The sequence below is a fragment of the Pseudomonas sp. 5Ae-yellow genome, assembly GCF_014077575.1.
Lineage (GTDB): Bacteria > Pseudomonadota > Gammaproteobacteria > Pseudomonadales > Pseudomonadaceae > Halopseudomonas > Halopseudomonas neustonica.
Genome location: NZ_JACGWE010000001.1, coordinates 40,111 through 55,270 on the forward strand (window position 1 = coordinate 40,111; position 15,160 = coordinate 55,270).

Sequence of the window (15,160 nt, forward strand, 5' to 3'; positions counted from 1 at the left end):
GCGATGCTGAACCTCACCGAATACCGCCAGCGCCCCGCACTGTTGGCCGACTGGTTACCTTGGGCAGGACTGGTCGCGCCGGGGGTCGTGCTCAACAAGGATGGTTCGTTCCAGAGAACGGCGCGCTTTCGTGGACCGGACTTGGACAGTGCCACGCAGGGGGAGATGATCGCCACTACGGCGCGGCTCAACAACGCACTGCGCCGATTGGGGTCAGGCTGGGCGCTGTTCATCGAAGCCGAACGTGAGCTTGCGGCGAGCTATCCACACTCAGATTTTCCCGAGGCACTGTCCTGGCTGGTGGATGAGGAGCGTCGCGCTGCTTTTGAAGAGTCGAGCCAACACTTCGAGAGCAGCTATCACCTGACGTTGACCTTCTTACCGCAGGAGGAATCCCACGCCCGCGCGGCCAAAATGCTGTACGAGAACGCACCCGGAGAGGGTGTAGATTGGCATGGCCGACTGGAAGCCTTCGTGGCGGAAACCGGTCGCGTGTTTGATCTGCTCGATGGCGTGATGCCCGAAATCGCCTGGCTGGATGACAGTCAAATGCTGACCTACTTGCACGCGACTGTCTCGACGCGTAATTACGAGATAGGCGTGCCCGAGGTACCGTTTCATCTTGATGCGCTACTCGCGGACTGCCCGCTAGTTGGCGGCCTCGCGCCCACGCTAGGCGATCACCACCTGCGCGTGGTCTCGGTGCGCGGTTTCCCGACCTCAACCTGGCCGGGGATTCTGGATGATCTGAACCGGCTTGGCTTCGCCTATCGGTGGAGTACGCGCTTTCTGTGCCTCGACAAAGCTGAGGCGGAAAAGGAGCTCGGCCGCCTGCGGCGTCAGTGGTTCGCTAAACGCAAGAACGTGTTGGCGCTGTTGCGCGAAACCATCTTTCAGCAAGAGTCACCGCTGGTGGATACCGACGCCAACAACAAGGCGGCGGATGCTGATGCGGCCTTGCAGGAGCTGGGCAGCGATCAAGTTGCTTTCGGCTACCTAACAGCCACTGTCACCGTGATGGACACCGATGCTGGTGTAGCTGATGAGAAACAGCGCATGGTGGAGCGCGTCATCCAGGGGCGCGGGTTCGTCACCATTCCTGAAACACTTAATGCTGTCGATGCCTGGCTGTCCTCTATCCCTGGTAATGCCTATGCGAATGTGCGTCAGCCCATTGTTTCCACACTGAACTTGGCGCACTTGATGCCTGTGTCGGCGGTATGGGCTGGACCGGAGAGGAACCAACATCTGGACGGCCCGCCGCTGATTGTCACCCGCACCGATGGTGCCACGCCGTTTCGGCTAGTGACACACATTGGTGATGTGGGGCATACCCTGGTCGTGGGGCCGACCGGTATGGGTAAGTCTGTGTTGCTGGCCATGCTGGCGATGCAGTTCCGCCGTTACGCCGGTGCACGAATTTTCTCTTTCGATATGGGGCGCTCCATGCGCGCCACCATCTTGGGCCTGGGAGGCGAGCACTACGATCTGGGTGCCGATGGCAGCATTGCCTTTCAGCCGTTGGCTCGAATCGATGCTGAGGGTTACCGCACCTGGGCGGCGGAATGGGTGGAGGGCCGCCTGCTGCACGAAGGCGTCTCCGTTGGCCCCGAGGAGAAGGCTGCCATCTGGTCAGCACTGAGCAGTCTCGCCGGGGCGCCACCGGAGCAACGCACCATGACCGGGCTTTCCGTCTTGCTGCAATCCAACGCGCTGCGCCAGGCGGTCGCGCCCTATGTGCTCGGCGGTGCCCACGGCAAGCTTTTGGATGCCGATCATGACCGGCTAGGTAGCGCCGACGTGCAGGGCTTCGAGATGGAGGAGCTGATGCACAGCAAGGCGGCGGTACTGGCCGTGCTGGGCTATCTGTTCGCGCGCTTTGACGAACGCTTTGACGGCGCTCCTTCGCTGCTGATTCTCGATGAATCCTGGCTGTTCCTCGATGACCCAGTGTTCGCGGCGCGTATCCGCCAATGGCTTAAGACGCTGCGCAAGAAGAATGTCAGTGTCATCTTTGCCACGCAGTCACTGGCCGATATCAAAGACTCCAGTATCGCCCCGGCCATCATCGAAAGCTGCGCCAGCCGCATTTTCCTGCCGAACCCACAGGCCACCGAGCCGCAGATTCGCACCATCTATGAGGGCTTTGGCCTTAACAATCGGCAAATTGAGATCGTTGCTACCGCCGAACCAAAGCGAGACTACTACTACCAGTCGCGCTTGGGAAATCGTCTGTTTGATCTCGACCTGGGGCCAATTGCGCTGGCGTTTGCGGGCGCCTCTGCGCCGCAGGATCAGCGTGACATCGACCGCGTACTGGGGAATACAGGTGCACCAGGTTTCGCCGGCGCTTGGCTGCGCCATCGTGGTCTCGATTGGGGCGCCGACCTGTTGCCTTCGTTTACTGACCTTCCGCCCGCGACCGCTTTCAATCCCAATATCGAACCCTAGGAGACTCCTTTATGAAGACTAAACCCCGCTTGTTGTCCTTGTCGCTGGCAGCCGTTCTGTCGGTGTCGCTGATGACCGTGCAGTCCGCGTCCGCATTCACTGTATTCGACCCTTCTAACTTCGTGCAGAACACGCTGACCGCGATCCGCACACTGGAGCAGATCAATAACCAGATCAACCAGCTTCAGAACGAGGCGCAAATGCTGAGGAACCAGGCACGCAATCTTGCAGGTCTGGATTTCAATACAATCAATCGGCTGCGCTCAACGCTGGCCACCACCGAGCGCCTGATCGCTGAGGCGCAGGGTCTGGCCTATGACGTGCATAACCTCGACCGCGAGTTCGCACGGCTGTATCCGGAAGCGTACGCCACTACCGTCAGCGGCGACCAGATGTACCAGGATGCGCAGGAACGCTGGAAGTACACACTCGACGGGTTGCACACCGCTATGCGGATGCAAGCCCAGGTATCGCAGAACCTGACACAGGACGAACACGTACTGGCCGACCTGGTGAGTCAGAGCCAGTCGGCAGAAGGCGCCTTGAAAGCCATGCAGGCGACGAACCAGCTTCTGGCCTTGCAGGCCAAGCAGTCGATTCAGGCCCAGCAACTTCAAATTACCCAGGAAAGGGCGGCAGCTCTGGAACTGGCACGCCAAGCCGCCGCGACTGAACGTGGTCGCGAGGTGACACGCCGCTTCCTGGGCAACGGCACGCCCTACACGCCACAGCGTGTGGATTTCTACGGCAACTGATGAGGCTGGGCTATGAACGACGTGACGGTCATCGATCGTTTCCTCAACACCTTCGCCACCTACATCGACTCGGGGTTCGGGCTGTTGCAGGGTGAGGTGGCGTTTCTGACCGCCACACTGATCGCTATCGACATGACCATCGCCGGTCTTTACTGGGCGATGAGCCATGCCACAGGCCAGGGCGAGGACGTGATCGCCAAACTGCTGCGCAAGGTGCTTTACGTCGGGGCCTTCGCCTACATCATCGGCAACTTCAATTGGCTGGCCAGTATCGTCTTCCGCTCCTTTGCCGGCTTAGGCCTGACGGCCAGTGGCTCGACCGTGAGCATGGAGCACTTCTTGCAGCCGGGCCAGCTGGCCAAGACCGGTATTGACGCCGGCACCCCGATTCTGGAACAGATCAGCGAGATGTCGGGTTTCCCGGAAGTGTTTGTGAACCTCACTCCTATCGCGGTGATGTTCCTCGCTTGGTTGGTGGTCATCGTCTGCTTTTTCATACTGGCGGTGCAGCTCTTCATCACACTCATTGAGTTCAAGCTGACCACCTTGGCGGGCTTCGTGCTGGTGCCGTTCGCCTTGTGGAACAAGACTAGCTTCCTTGCCGAAAAGGTGCTGGGCAACGTGGTGTCTTCCGGCGTCAAGGTGCTGGTACTGGCCGTGATCGTCGGTATCGGCACGGGGCTTTTCGCCGAGTTCCAAGTACATCCTGACGAGCCGTCGATCGATCACGCATTGGTCATCATGCTGGCTTCGCTCGCCTTGCTGGCGTTGGGCATCTTCGGGCCGGGCATCGCCACCGGGCTGATTTCCGGCGGACCGCAATTGGGTGCCGGTGCAATGGCCGGCGCGGCTATTGGCGCTGCCGGTACCGCCGTGGCCGTTGGCGCCACTGCAACGGGGGTGGGTGGAGCGGTGATGGCTGGGGCACGCATGGCCCCGGCTGCCGCAAAGCTCGCCGGCACGGGGGCGCGTGCTGCTGCCTCGACCGTCGGCAGTGCCCAGTCGGCGTTTCAGGCCGGTTCGACCGCAGCTGGTGGTGGCCTCAAGGGAGCGGCGGCAGGCCTTGGGCATGTCGCCAAGTCCGGTGCTCAAGCGGCCGGGCGAGGCACGGCGGCTCGTGCTTCCTCTGTTGGACAACGCATGGCCGCTCCCTTCCGCACGGGCTGGAACGGCTCGGCCACCAATGATGGCGTGGGCTCTGGCACCGCTGGAGCGGGCCAGAGCGCGACATCGCCACCTCAACAACAACCCGCCTGGGCTAGGCGTTTGCACCGCCGCCAGCAGATCACCCAAGCCGCTACGACGACCGCCCATACATTGCGCAGTGGCGACGGTGGCGGTGCGGGTTCCGGTCCAAGCCTGAATGATTCCGATACCTGACCTTTAAGGAGACCACCCATGCGATTCAAACGACCCAGGGTGCGCTATGCGGAATCGCCGCAACCAGCCACCCCTTACCAATCCGCCGCCCAGGTGTGGGATGAGCGCATCGGTTCCGCCCGCGTGCAAGCGAAGAACTGGCGATTAATGGCCTTCGGCTGCCTGGTGCTTGCGTTGTTGATGGCCGGTGGCCTGTTGTGGCGTTCAGCGCAGTCCATCGTCACGCCTTATGTGGTGGAGGTGGATCAGGCCGGACAAGTGCGAGCCGTGGGTGAAGCCGCTACGCCTTACCGGCCTAACGATGCGCAGACGGCGCACCACATCGCACGCTTCATCATGCTGGTTCGCTCGTTGTCCACCGATCCCATCGTGGTGCGGCAAAACTGGCTCGACGCCTACGACCACACCACCGATAAGGGCGCTGCCGTGCTCAACGACTACGCCCGCAGCAATGATCCGTTCGCCCGTATCGGTCGCGAGTCAGTGACGGTGCAGATCACCAGTGTCGTGCGTGCCAGTGATTCGTCGTTCAACGTGCGGTGGACGGAACGCCGCTACGTCAATGGTGCTGACGCGGGGTTGGAGCGCTGGACAGCGGTAGTGTCCATCGTGCTGCAACCTCCACGTACCGAAAATCGTCTGCGCAAAAATCCCCTGGGCATCTACGTCAATGGTCTGTCGTGGAGCCGCGAACTGGACACGTCCGAAGGAGCTCGGCCATGAAAACGTCTTCCCCCTTTTACGCCTTACCATTGACCCTGCTTGTCCTGTCGGGCTGCGCTACGCAGGGCAAGCCACCACCGACTATATCACTCGATGAAGCCATACAGGCTCAGCCACTGCCCGAGGCACCGAAGGCCGTGGAGGTCGTGATGGTGCCGGAGGTACTACCGATGCCGGCGCAGTTGAAGCCGTTGCCGGAGACCGACGAGGCTGAGACGACGTCAGAGGCTGCCGATGAAACCCTGCGTGTGTCCACGGCCAATGAGGAAGCGCGAATGGCGCCAACCCGCGAGGGCTACGTCAATGCCATCCAGGTCTGGCCCTTCACCGATGGCGCGCTGTACCAGGTCTATGCGGCGGTCGGACGGGTGACGGTGATTGCGCTCCAGCCGGGTGAGGAACTGGTGACGGTGGCAGCTGGGGATACCGTGCGCTGGGTCGTGGGTGACACGTCTAGCGGTAGCGGAAACGAGTTACGTGTCAACGTGCTGGTCAAACCGATCCGTTCGGATCTGAAAACCAATTTGGTCATCACCACCAATCGCCGGACGTACCTGTTGGAGCTGACTTCGACGAAAGAAGCGTGGATGGCATCGGTGTCTTGGGACTACCCGCGTGATCAAATGCTTGCCTTGCAGCGTCGGAATCAGGCCGCTGAGGTGGCCGCGCCCGTGGATACTGGCTTGTCGCTGGACCATCTACGCTTTCGTTACGCGATTAGCGGCAGTCAGCCGCCGTGGAAGCCGGTACGTGCTTTTGATGATGGCCGGAAGGTCTATATCCAATTCCCGGCAGGCATTGCCCAAGGCGAACTGCCGCCTCTATTCGTGATCGGCGCCGAGGGGGATGGGAAACTGGTGAACTACCGCTTCCGCCCACCGTATTACATCGTCGATCGGTTGTTCGGCGCGGCCGAACTGCGCTTGGGCGGAGACAAAGGCGAGGTGGTGCGCATCGAACGCACTGACGGCGTGGCACGGAGGAACTGAGCATGAGCCAGGACGAGACTATCAACCAGGCCGCGCCGCAGGCGGATAAGGTGCCACCGGAAACAGTGACCTTACGTGCCCAGCCGCGTCCGGTTACGCGCCTGAACCGGCGTACATTGGCGATCCTTACTGGTGGTTTGGCGGTCGCTGTGCTCGGGGCCACACTCTGGTCATTGCAGCCGCCACAGCGCAGGGGTAGCGAGCAGACGGAGCTGTACAATGTCGAGCGTGTGTCACGCTCCGAAGAACTGGAGCAACTTCCCACCGACTATTCCAAATTGCCACCGGCATTGCCCCCCGACGTACCGGAACTGGGACCGCCTTTGCCGGGAGATCTGGGGCCGGCCATTGTGAACGCGCAACAGCCAGCGATGGCCAGCTATTCGGTACGCGGTCATGATCCTGTCGATGCTCTACGAGAGGAAGCAGAGGCCGCAGCGGCTTCGGCCCTATTCTTTCAGAGGGGCAACCGAAACCAAGCCAACGCGACTGCCGCAGCACCGTCGCCGTCTGCTGGGCCAGACAGAAACACCTTGGCGGCTTTTGATCCGTTGATCGCCGGGCCAGCATCGACGACGGCACAATTGACCGATCCAACTACCGTGCAGAATCGTCAGGACCAAAAAGAAGGATTCCTGCAATCCGGTTCCACTGAAACCCGTAATTCCGGGAATCTGCAATTACCAGCCTCGCCTTATCAGGTCATGGCTGGAACGGTAATTGCGGGAGCGCTGGTGACTGGCATCCAATCCGATCTACCGGGCGATGTGATTGCAACAGTCACAGAGCCGATCTACGACACGGCTACCGGACTACACCTGCTAATCCCGCAGGGCTCGCGTATCTTGGGCCGTTACAACAGCCAAGTTAGCTATGGGCAGAGCCGGGTTCAAGTCATCTGGAACCGCATCATCCTGCCCGACACAACCTCGCTGACGCTGGACAACCTGGTCGGTACCGACCCGGCTGGCTATGCCGGCTTAGAGGATGGCGTCGATTGGCATTGGGACCGGATCTTTGCCGGCGCCGTGCTGACAACGCTGCTGGGTGTTGGCGCTGAGCTGGCCGCGCCTGAGAACCGGCAGGATGGCGACCGTGTCATCATCGCCGGCCGAGACAGTGCGCAAGACAGTATCAATCAGGTGGGCCAGGAAATGACCCGGCGCAACCTCAACATTCAGCCGACACTGACCAGTAGACCTGGCCTGCCTGTACGCATCATCGTCAACCGCGACTTGGTGCTCCGCCCTTACCAGCCATTGCTCTTCAACCAGGGAGTGTCAGAATGACAACGACTCGAAAACTACGTCTGGGGCCGCTACCCAGCAATCAGACCACCAAGTTGACTTTCGTTTGCCCAGCAAGCCTGAAGGCTGACCTTGACCGCTACGCCGCGCTGCACGCCCAGACCTACGGAGAGGCAGTCGACGCCGTGACGTTGATCCCGTATATGCTGGAGGCATTTATGGCGCGGGATAGGGGGTTCAGGAAGGCGTCATCTCCGAAAGGTAACAATTTGTCAGAATAACATCTAAAATGGGCCGTGATGGTCAAGAGTGAACAGGTCCCCTTGGGTGGGTATAGCGGCCAGTTAAGACGGTAATAATAAGTATCATTACCACTTGCTCATTTGAGATGTGGTAGCAGAATTATGGACTAACTAAGGGGCAGTACTTGCGCATTAACCACGCTATCCTGATCCGTGCGCTTCCGGCAGATCGCTTGGAGGACTTCGTTAATGATTGGCTGGCCCAACGTTGCAAAGACTACCACAGCCATGAACTTTGGCGCGGGACAGGTGACATGGGGCGTGATGTCACGGGTTATGTAACAGATAAGCGCATGGAAGGTCCGTGGGACAACTTTCAGTGTAAACAGCTCAGTAAGTCACTATCCGAAAGCTCGGCTTTTGTTGAACTTGGAAAGATATTTATGCACTCGGCGGCCGGCGAGTACTCGTTGCCGCGCTCTTTTATCTTCGTCGCACCGCGCGGTGTTGCTAGGGCTGTGCAGCAGTTTATTGCTCATCCTGGGCGCTTTAAAAAGGCCTTTCTCGAACGTTGGAATACTGATATTGCAGGAAAACTTGTCGAAAAGCAGGTTGTCCAGCTCAGCCCTGAGATCGAGGCCGCGATTAGAGCATTTGATTTCACCCAAATCTATTGGCTCGACGCGGCGCGGCTTGTAGAAGAGCCTGCCTGCAAACCAGCTTTGGTTAAGTGGTTCGACGAGGACCCTGGTCCTTCGCCACGAGGTACTGTCCCAGAAGAGATAGATGCCAGCGAATCTTCGTATATCGGCCAACTCCTTAAGCTATATGAAGAAAAAGGTCCAGGGACTTTCCCGGATGCAACAGCAGCCCTTGCCAGCGCGGAGTTCAGCACGCATCTTCGCGATCAACGCACTCGTTTCTTCGATTCAGTGGCATTTGACCGATTTTATCGAGATTCTACCCCCGAGGATTACTTACCCAATTTTAAGGATGAAATCTATCACGGTGTGGTAGAGGTCCATGGTGGTGAGTATGAAAATGGGCTGGCGAAGCTGCGTCAAGTGATGCAGCAAGCAGCTATTCTGCAACCATCCGGCGTACTGGGAAAGCACGCCGGACCTCAGGTCAAACAAGGGACCTGCCACCAGTTCGCAAATGACGGGCGTTTGCCGTGGCATCGTTAGAGGACAGAATATTGGACAAACATCCGTTCAATAGCACCCTTGAAACCGGTATTCGGGCCTTGATAGTGCTTGAGGCTTTTTACCCGCGTCGTTGCGATTTAATGGAAATGACGTGGTTTGACCATCTGATCGTACATACAGGCGATATTGATGGTCAGGATGTACCAGAAAGTCTCCATCCCGATCTTCCTAATCGTACTGGTGAACTCCTAGTTCGGCGCCAGCTGGTAGAGAGAAGCTTGCGTATGATGCAGCAAATGCACCTTGTTGAAGTTTTTGAAACAGAAGGTGGAATAGAATTTTGTGCCGGTGAGGAAGCCCCAAGTTACGTGGAGCTTCTGCAGGCGCCTTATTCTCTTGCGCTCAAGGACCGAGCTAGATGGATGGCGGATCGCTTTTCTCAACAGGCGAGTGTTGAAATTCGGCAACTCATTGAAGGCCGGATTGGGCGCTGGACTACGGAGTTCACGACGGATAACACATCTTCGGGGCGATCAGTATGAATGGTATCCGGCTGCGTTATCTTGTCTTCACTGGTCCCGGCATTGAGCCTGCCGAACTTCGGTTTGATGAGGGGCTCAATATTGTCTTTGGCGCCTCGAATACTGGTAAATCCTTCGCTTCGAAGGCCATTCTTTTCATGCTCGGCGTTTCCAAGAGCCTACCCGAAATTGAAGAAATTAGTGCTTATGAATCGGTTTGGTTAGGCCTGACACTACCTGATAATCGTGATGTTACGCTTTGCCGTGCCACACAGGGCGGCGAGTTCACGCTCTATGAGGGGCTGCTCAAGAAAGCCGGCGTCAAAGATGGTTTAGTGTTGCGCCAGAAGCACGATTCAAAGCGCACTGATACCGTTTCGCACTTATTGCTCAATGCGATAGGGGTAGCGGGAAAAACGGTCGTTCGAGACGGCAACTGCAAGAAGGACACGCTGTCCATTTACTTATTATCACCCTACGTTGTAGTGTCTGAGCAGGATATTATTGCCGAGAAGAGTCCTGTATTTACCTCGGGGGCGCCTTCTCAGCGCACCTTCGAGCAGAACCTATTCAAATTTTTGCTTACCGGTGTTGACGACGCCGCTGCCGTGACAGTTACCAAGCCATCAGAGCGCAAAGTGGCCAAGGCTGCGAAGATTGAACTAGTAGATGAACTGATTGCTCAGATCGATGCGGAGCTCGGCGAGAACCCACCAGATGAAAGGGAAACCGAAGAGCAGCTTGGGCTACTGGAGCAAAGTGCGAGTGACCTTGCTTCTCGATTAAAGGCTGCCCAAGCGCAGCTTGACTCCCTTGTAGGTGAAAGACGGAAAACCATAGAGCACCGTCGTGAGTTGTTAGAAAGGGCGAGAGAGCTTGATCTAACGATTGAACGTTTTTCCAAATTACAGGCTGTCTACAGCTCGGACCTTCAGCGCTTGCAGTCAATTGAGGAGGGAGGATTCGTACTCGTGGCGATGACCGACATGGATTGTCCGGTCTGTGGTGCTCCATCTGATGCCCAAAAACATAATCATGCAGCGGAAGAAATTGCGATGGCGCATAAAGCTGCTGCCGCTGAGGGCCGAAAAATCGAGCGCGAACAACGTGAACTAACCCACACTATAGCTTCTCTTGAGGCTGAAGCTGTAGGCCTGAACAGGACCGTTGATTTAGAGAAAAATGAGATTGATAGACTCGATGGCGAGATTGAGAAGGCGCGCCCATATGAAACTTCTTTGCGACAAAGTTACGAAGTATATGTGTCGAAGCGATCCGAGATACTACATGTTCTCGACCTTTATAAGCGCCGCTCCAATCTATCAACCCGGAGAGCTGAAATTGACGCAGAGCCAACCCGACGCAGTAAAGGCGATGCACCGTCAGTAGGCCCAGATTCGACTACATTATTCCGGTTTGGGGAGACCGTGAAGTCTGTACTAACTGAATGGCGATTTCCCGATGCAGACAAGGTTCAGTTTGACACGGAAGCTATGGATATTACTGTTGCCGGAAAACTCCGTGCCGCCAATGGCAAAGGTGTCAGAGCAATTCTCCATGCTGCTTTTAATGTGGCCATTGTTGTTTTCTGTATCGAAAACGATCTTCCATACCCTGGTTTTCTCGTTCTTGACACTCCATTGCTCACTTATCGCGAGCCGATGAAGTCGCGCTATGGTGAGTTGTCGGATGATGAAAAGGTTCTCAAGAAGACAAGTCTTGCTGAGCATTTCTACAAACACATCGCTAGCCTGAAGGACAAGGTGCAATTCATCGTGATCGAAAACTCTGATCCGCCGACTGCTATCCGAGATATCGCTCGTATTGAGACTTTCAGTGGACTAGAAGGGAATGGCCGATTTGGTTTATTGGCAAAAACACGTACCTAATGGGGTTGCAACTGGAAATTGGTCATAAAGTTTTGGATGGAATCAGAATCCGGCGTGTGATTATCGAGATATGTGTGTTGGTAGCCTGATGTGTGTGGAATGTAAGGGTCAATGATTATGGATGCGCGAGATTGCATGGAGATAGTCACACGAAAATGAACAAAATTAAGGGGAACGCATGCTGAATCGAGGATCGGAGTGGCGCAGGTGGGAGCCCCATATCCATGCGCCTGGCACCGTAATGAACAACCAGTTCAGTGGACCAAATGCTTGGGACCACTACCTCACAGCACTTGAGCGGGCGACCCCGGTCATTGAAGCGATCGCAGTTACCGACTATTACATAACTGATACCTATCATAAAATCTTGGAATACCGAGATGCCGGCAGGCTTCCTAACGCTACACTTATTTTTCCCAATGTGGAGTTGCGGCTCGATGTTGCGACTGCGAAGGGAGGCTTCGTCAATCTACACCTTTTTGTGAGTCCCGAAGATCCGCAGCACATTGAGGAGTTGCAACGGATACTGTCGCGCTTGCAGTTTAATGTGATGCAAGATCGATTTGATTGTACGCGCGCCGATCTGATCAGGCTAGGCAAGAAGGCAGACCCGAAGATCACTGACGATGGTGCTGCGCTTGCCTATGGAGCCAGCCAGTTCAAAGTCAACTTCCAACAGCTGCGTGAAGTGTACACGGAAAGCAGTTGGGCGAAAAAGAACATATTGATTGGTGTGGCAGGTGGAGCGAGCGATGGAACATCGGGTGTCCGAGAGGCGGCCGACCAGACTATCCGACGAGAGATCGAAGGGTTTGCCCATGTTATATTCGCTAGCAGCGAAGCGCAGCGAGAATTTTGGCTAGGCCTCAAGCCTTCAATGTCTGCCCATGAAGTTCGCAAGGTCTATGGAGGCCTCAAGCCCTGCCTTCATGGAAGCGACGCTCATAACCTTGAGAGTGTTGCCTCTCCGTTTGGAGATCGCTTCTCCTGGATCAAGGGCGGGCTCGAATTCGACTCGTTGCGTCAAGCATGCATCGATCCTGCCGACCGAGCGCATGTTGGGAGTGAGCCCCCTGCCTCTGCAACGCCCTCTCAGGTGATTTCAGAGATCGAAATCTTCGATGCGCCTTGGATGAATACGCCAGTTATACCGCTCAATCCAGGGCTGGTTGCTATTATCGGAGCTCGTGGATCCGGCAAGACCGCGCTGGCTGACATGATAGCGGCTGGTTGTGACTCGATTCCGGACGAGATTTGGAATGCAGACGAGTGGGCAAACCCGTCCTTTCTCGTTAGGGCCCGCCCAATTGTTGGAGATGCAAAGGTCAAGGTGAAATGGGCGGCTGGAGATCCCGAGATTCGTTCGCTTGATGGTTCGGACGCCAATGGACCGTTCAGCTATCAGCGGGTGCGGTATTTGTCTCAGCAGTTTGTCGAAGAGCTATGCTCCTCAAACGGGCTAACAGACGGTTTGCTTCGGGAAATTGAGCGTGTGATTTTCGAAGCGCATCCCGAGGAAAGCAGGGACGGCGCGTTGAATTTTACCGAGTTATTGGAGCAGCGTGCATCACGGCATCGCCTCGCTCGCGCCAGGGAGGCTGAAGCAGTCGCCCAGATTTCTGATCGCATAAGTACAGAACTGGAGAAAGAAAAGCTAGTCGCCAGCTACGAAGCAGAGGTGGCGAAGAAAAAGAAGCTGGTCGACGCCTATACGGCCGATCGCGCTAAGCTGGTATCGAAAGGCGGTGAAAAGAGAGCTCAGAGACATACGGAGTTGGCTGACGCTGCCAGCAAAGTCCGAGTGAAACTTCGTCAGTTTACGGGGCAGCGACAGACGTTTCTCGCCATGCAGGATGAAGTGAAAGATATGCGTCGCAACCAGGCACCCGAAGCGCTTCGGCAAGCTCAGGCGCGCCATGAACATAGCGGAATGTCAGCGGATCAATGGGCTGCGTTTCTTATCGACTATACGGGGCCAGTCGATAACGATCTTTCAGGCTATGTGAAATGGGTCGATGGTGAGATCACCAAACTCAAGGGAACCGCACCACCACCGGGGGACCCGAATACCGCCTATGTCCCCGAAGATGCTGATCTAAGCGCACTCACACAGGCGGTGCTGGAAGCAGAGATGGCGCGGCTGGAGAAGCTGGTCAATGCCGACAAAGATGCTCAGCGCCGCTATGCCGCCCTCTCCAAAAACATCGCGGCCGAGACCGCGGCGCAACAATCGTTGACGGAAAAGTTAAAGGACGCCAAAGGAGCCAAGGATCGCGCTCTCCAACTACAGACAGATCGTGAGGCGGCGTATGGCAGGGCCTTCGATGCGCTCGTCGCTGAGCAATCAGTTCTGGAGAGACTTTACGAGCCGTTGATGACGCGGCTTGCCGCATCTTCGGGAACACTGAAGAAACTATCGTTCTCGGTCACGCGCATTGCAGACGTGGAGCAATGGGCAGAGGCGGCCGAGGAAGGTCTTATTGATTTGAGAAAAGCCGGCGCCTTCCGTGGGAAAGGGACGCTTCGGCAAAAGGCTGATGAGGTGCTGAAAACTGCTTGGGAAGCTGGGGATTCTGGCGCCGTGATAGCAGCGATGGCGGAGTTCCGACGGCTCTATCAGAATGATTTGCTGGATCATTCCCCCGTGGCGAGGGCGGATCAGGCGGAATTCCGCATATGGTCGAAACGCTTCGCTCAGTGGCTGTTTAGCACGGACCATATCGAGATCCGATACGGTATCGGCTATGATGGTGTCGATATCCGAAAGCTATCCCCTGGCACACGCGGAATAGTCCTTCTGCTTCTTTATCTCGGTTTGGACGACAAAGATGACCGACCGCTTCTCATTGACCAGCCAGAAGAGAACTTGGACCCGAAATCAGTCTTTGACGAATTGGTTCGGCTATTTATTGAAGCCAAATCACACCGACAGGTGATTATGGTCACTCACAACGCGAATCTCGTTATCAATACCGACGCCGACCAGATCATCATCGCAGAGGCAGGCCCACAACCCCATGGAGCGCTGCCGCCCATTACCTACCTGTCAGGCGGCCTCGAGAACGCCGAAATCAGGAAAGAGGTATGCGAAATCTTGGAGGGCGGTGAGGCTGCGTTCCAAGAGCGTGCGAGGCGGCTGCGTGTGAGGTTGGATAGATGATCTGCCTTGTCCAAATGATGGGTGTGGAGTGTTTCTGCTGCTTGCAACCACGCCGCTGTGGCCCGCCTGAGCTTACTGCCGCGATACACCTATGTGGCTCCCAGGCGACAAATTCGTACGGCTCGCAAGCAGCCGAAACTTAACCTAAGTTCTTTCCCTGTATAGTCTTTACACTTCAGGCCCGCTTGGCTGAAAAGCTTGACGCCGGTCTTTTTTTAGGATGTCTCGCTCTTCGGTTACCCGCTTGAGTTCGGCACGCAGACGACGCAGTTCAGCTTGCTGATCGTCCTCTTGTGCGCGCTGCTCTTGGGGCTTGCTGTAGCGTCTAATCCAGGCATACAGGCTGTGGGTCGACATGCCCAAGCGAGCAGCTACTTCGGCCACCGGCAGACCTCGCTCGGTAACCTGTTTGACTGCTTCGATTTTGAATTCTTCGGGATAACGCGGGTTGCTCATGGCACCTCCTAATGGGCCGTATTATGAGGCCAGAAGGTGTCTACGAAACTAGGGGCGATTCAATAGCACCCGCCAGGTTACTTCTGCTGGCGAATTGTCATTCCGAAAGCAGAAACACCAATCCCCGGCGGGCCGGGGATTGGTGTTAGCGCAAGAAGCTAATAATTGAGGTCAAGCAAAAATGTTAGCTTGAACCCTA

General features: G+C 56.6%; 11 protein-coding genes and 1 pseudogene. 11 read left to right on the forward strand and 1 reads right to left on the reverse strand.

All coding sequences use genetic code 11. The annotated features are described in order from the left end of the window. Positions 1-3 precede the first annotated feature (3 nt). From trbE to H4J77_RS00260, 11 genes are all read left to right on the forward strand, one after another. Positions 4-2,451 carry a conjugal transfer protein TrbE gene (gene trbE, locus H4J77_RS00210; protein WP_182246484.1) on the forward strand — a complete coding sequence of 816 codons (2,448 nt, stop codon included), beginning with the start codon at positions 4-6 and terminating at the stop codon, positions 2,449-2,451. An 11-nt stretch (positions 2,452-2,462) separates the two neighbouring features. Beyond that, the gene (gene trbJ, locus H4J77_RS00215; RefSeq protein WP_182246486.1) at positions 2,463-3,206 is read left to right on the forward strand and encodes a P-type conjugative transfer protein TrbJ; all 744 of its coding nucleotides are present in this window, start codon (positions 2,463-2,465) and stop codon (positions 3,204-3,206) included. 12 nt (positions 3,207-3,218) lie between these two features. Continuing rightward, positions 3,219-4,586, forward strand: a complete 1,368-nt coding sequence (gene trbL, locus H4J77_RS00220) for a P-type conjugative transfer protein TrbL (RefSeq protein WP_182246488.1) — start codon at positions 3,219-3,221, stop codon at positions 4,584-4,586. Between the two features lie 18 nt (positions 4,587-4,604). Next, on the forward strand, positions 4,605-5,309 hold the full coding sequence (gene trbF / locus H4J77_RS00225; protein WP_182246490.1) for a conjugal transfer protein TrbF: 705 nt from the start codon (positions 4,605-4,607) through the stop codon (positions 5,307-5,309). Then, positions 5,306-6,298: a P-type conjugative transfer protein TrbG gene (gene trbG / locus H4J77_RS00230; RefSeq protein WP_182246492.1), complete on the forward strand. Its 993-nt coding sequence runs from the start codon at positions 5,306-5,308 to the stop codon at positions 6,296-6,298. The genes trbF and trbG overlap by 4 nt, the downstream gene beginning before the upstream one ends. A 2-nt stretch (positions 6,299-6,300) precedes the next feature. After that, entirely contained in the window at positions 6,301-7,587 is a 1,287-nt protein-coding gene (locus tag H4J77_RS00235) for a TrbI/VirB10 family protein (RefSeq protein ID WP_182246494.1), read from the forward strand. Beyond that, positions 7,584-7,826, forward strand: a complete 243-nt coding sequence (locus H4J77_RS00240; RefSeq protein ID WP_182246496.1) for a DUF2274 domain-containing protein — start codon at positions 7,584-7,586, stop codon at positions 7,824-7,826. The genes H4J77_RS00235 and H4J77_RS00240 overlap by 4 nt, the downstream gene beginning before the upstream one ends. A 146-nt stretch (positions 7,827-7,972) precedes the next feature. After that, complete coding sequence (locus H4J77_RS00245; RefSeq protein ID WP_220469187.1) at positions 7,973-8,974, forward strand: ABC-three component system protein; 1,002 nt, start codon at positions 7,973-7,975, stop codon at positions 8,972-8,974. A gap of 11 nt (positions 8,975-8,985) precedes the next feature. Continuing rightward, on the forward strand, positions 8,986-9,477 hold the full coding sequence (locus tag H4J77_RS00250; protein WP_220469188.1) for an ABC-three component system middle component 2: 492 nt from the start codon (positions 8,986-8,988) through the stop codon (positions 9,475-9,477). Next, positions 9,474-11,345: a hypothetical protein gene (locus H4J77_RS00255; protein ID WP_182246498.1), complete on the forward strand. Its 1,872-nt coding sequence runs from the start codon at positions 9,474-9,476 to the stop codon at positions 11,343-11,345. Before H4J77_RS00250 ends, H4J77_RS00255 begins: the two co-directional genes overlap by 4 nt. Before the next feature lie 178 nt (positions 11,346-11,523). Next, positions 11,524-14,505, forward strand: a complete 2,982-nt coding sequence (locus H4J77_RS00260) for a TrlF family AAA-like ATPase (protein ID WP_182246500.1) — start codon at positions 11,524-11,526, stop codon at positions 14,503-14,505. Positions 14,506-14,706: 201 nt separating this feature from the next. Here the strand turns inward: H4J77_RS00260 and H4J77_RS00265 are convergent. Beyond that, positions 14,707-14,961: pseudogene (locus H4J77_RS00265) on the reverse strand (transposase); the annotation flags it as partial. Positions 14,962-15,160 lie beyond the last annotated feature (199 nt).

Bases quoted from the DNA above. Each gene is read 5' to 3' on its own strand.
- trbE (WP_182246484.1), top strand. From the start codon at position 4: ATGCTGAACCTCACCGAATACCGCCAGCGCCCCGCACTGTTGGCCGAC.
- trbJ (WP_182246486.1), top strand. From the start codon at position 2,463: ATGAAGACTAAACCCCGCTTGTTGTCCTTGTCGCTGGCAGCCGTTCTG.
- trbL (WP_182246488.1), top strand. From the start codon at position 3,219: ATGAACGACGTGACGGTCATCGATCGTTTCCTCAACACCTTCGCCACC.
- trbF (WP_182246490.1), top strand. From the start codon at position 4,605: ATGCGATTCAAACGACCCAGGGTGCGCTATGCGGAATCGCCGCAACCA.
- trbG (WP_182246492.1), top strand. From the start codon at position 5,306: ATGAAAACGTCTTCCCCCTTTTACGCCTTACCATTGACCCTGCTTGTC.
- H4J77_RS00235 (WP_182246494.1), top strand. From the start codon at position 6,301: ATGAGCCAGGACGAGACTATCAACCAGGCCGCGCCGCAGGCGGATAAG.
- H4J77_RS00240 (WP_182246496.1), top strand. From the start codon at position 7,584: ATGACAACGACTCGAAAACTACGTCTGGGGCCGCTACCCAGCAATCAG.
- H4J77_RS00255 (WP_182246498.1), top strand. From the start codon at position 9,474: ATGAATGGTATCCGGCTGCGTTATCTTGTCTTCACTGGTCCCGGCATT.
- H4J77_RS00260 (WP_182246500.1), top strand. From the start codon at position 11,524: ATGCTGAATCGAGGATCGGAGTGGCGCAGGTGGGAGCCCCATATCCAT.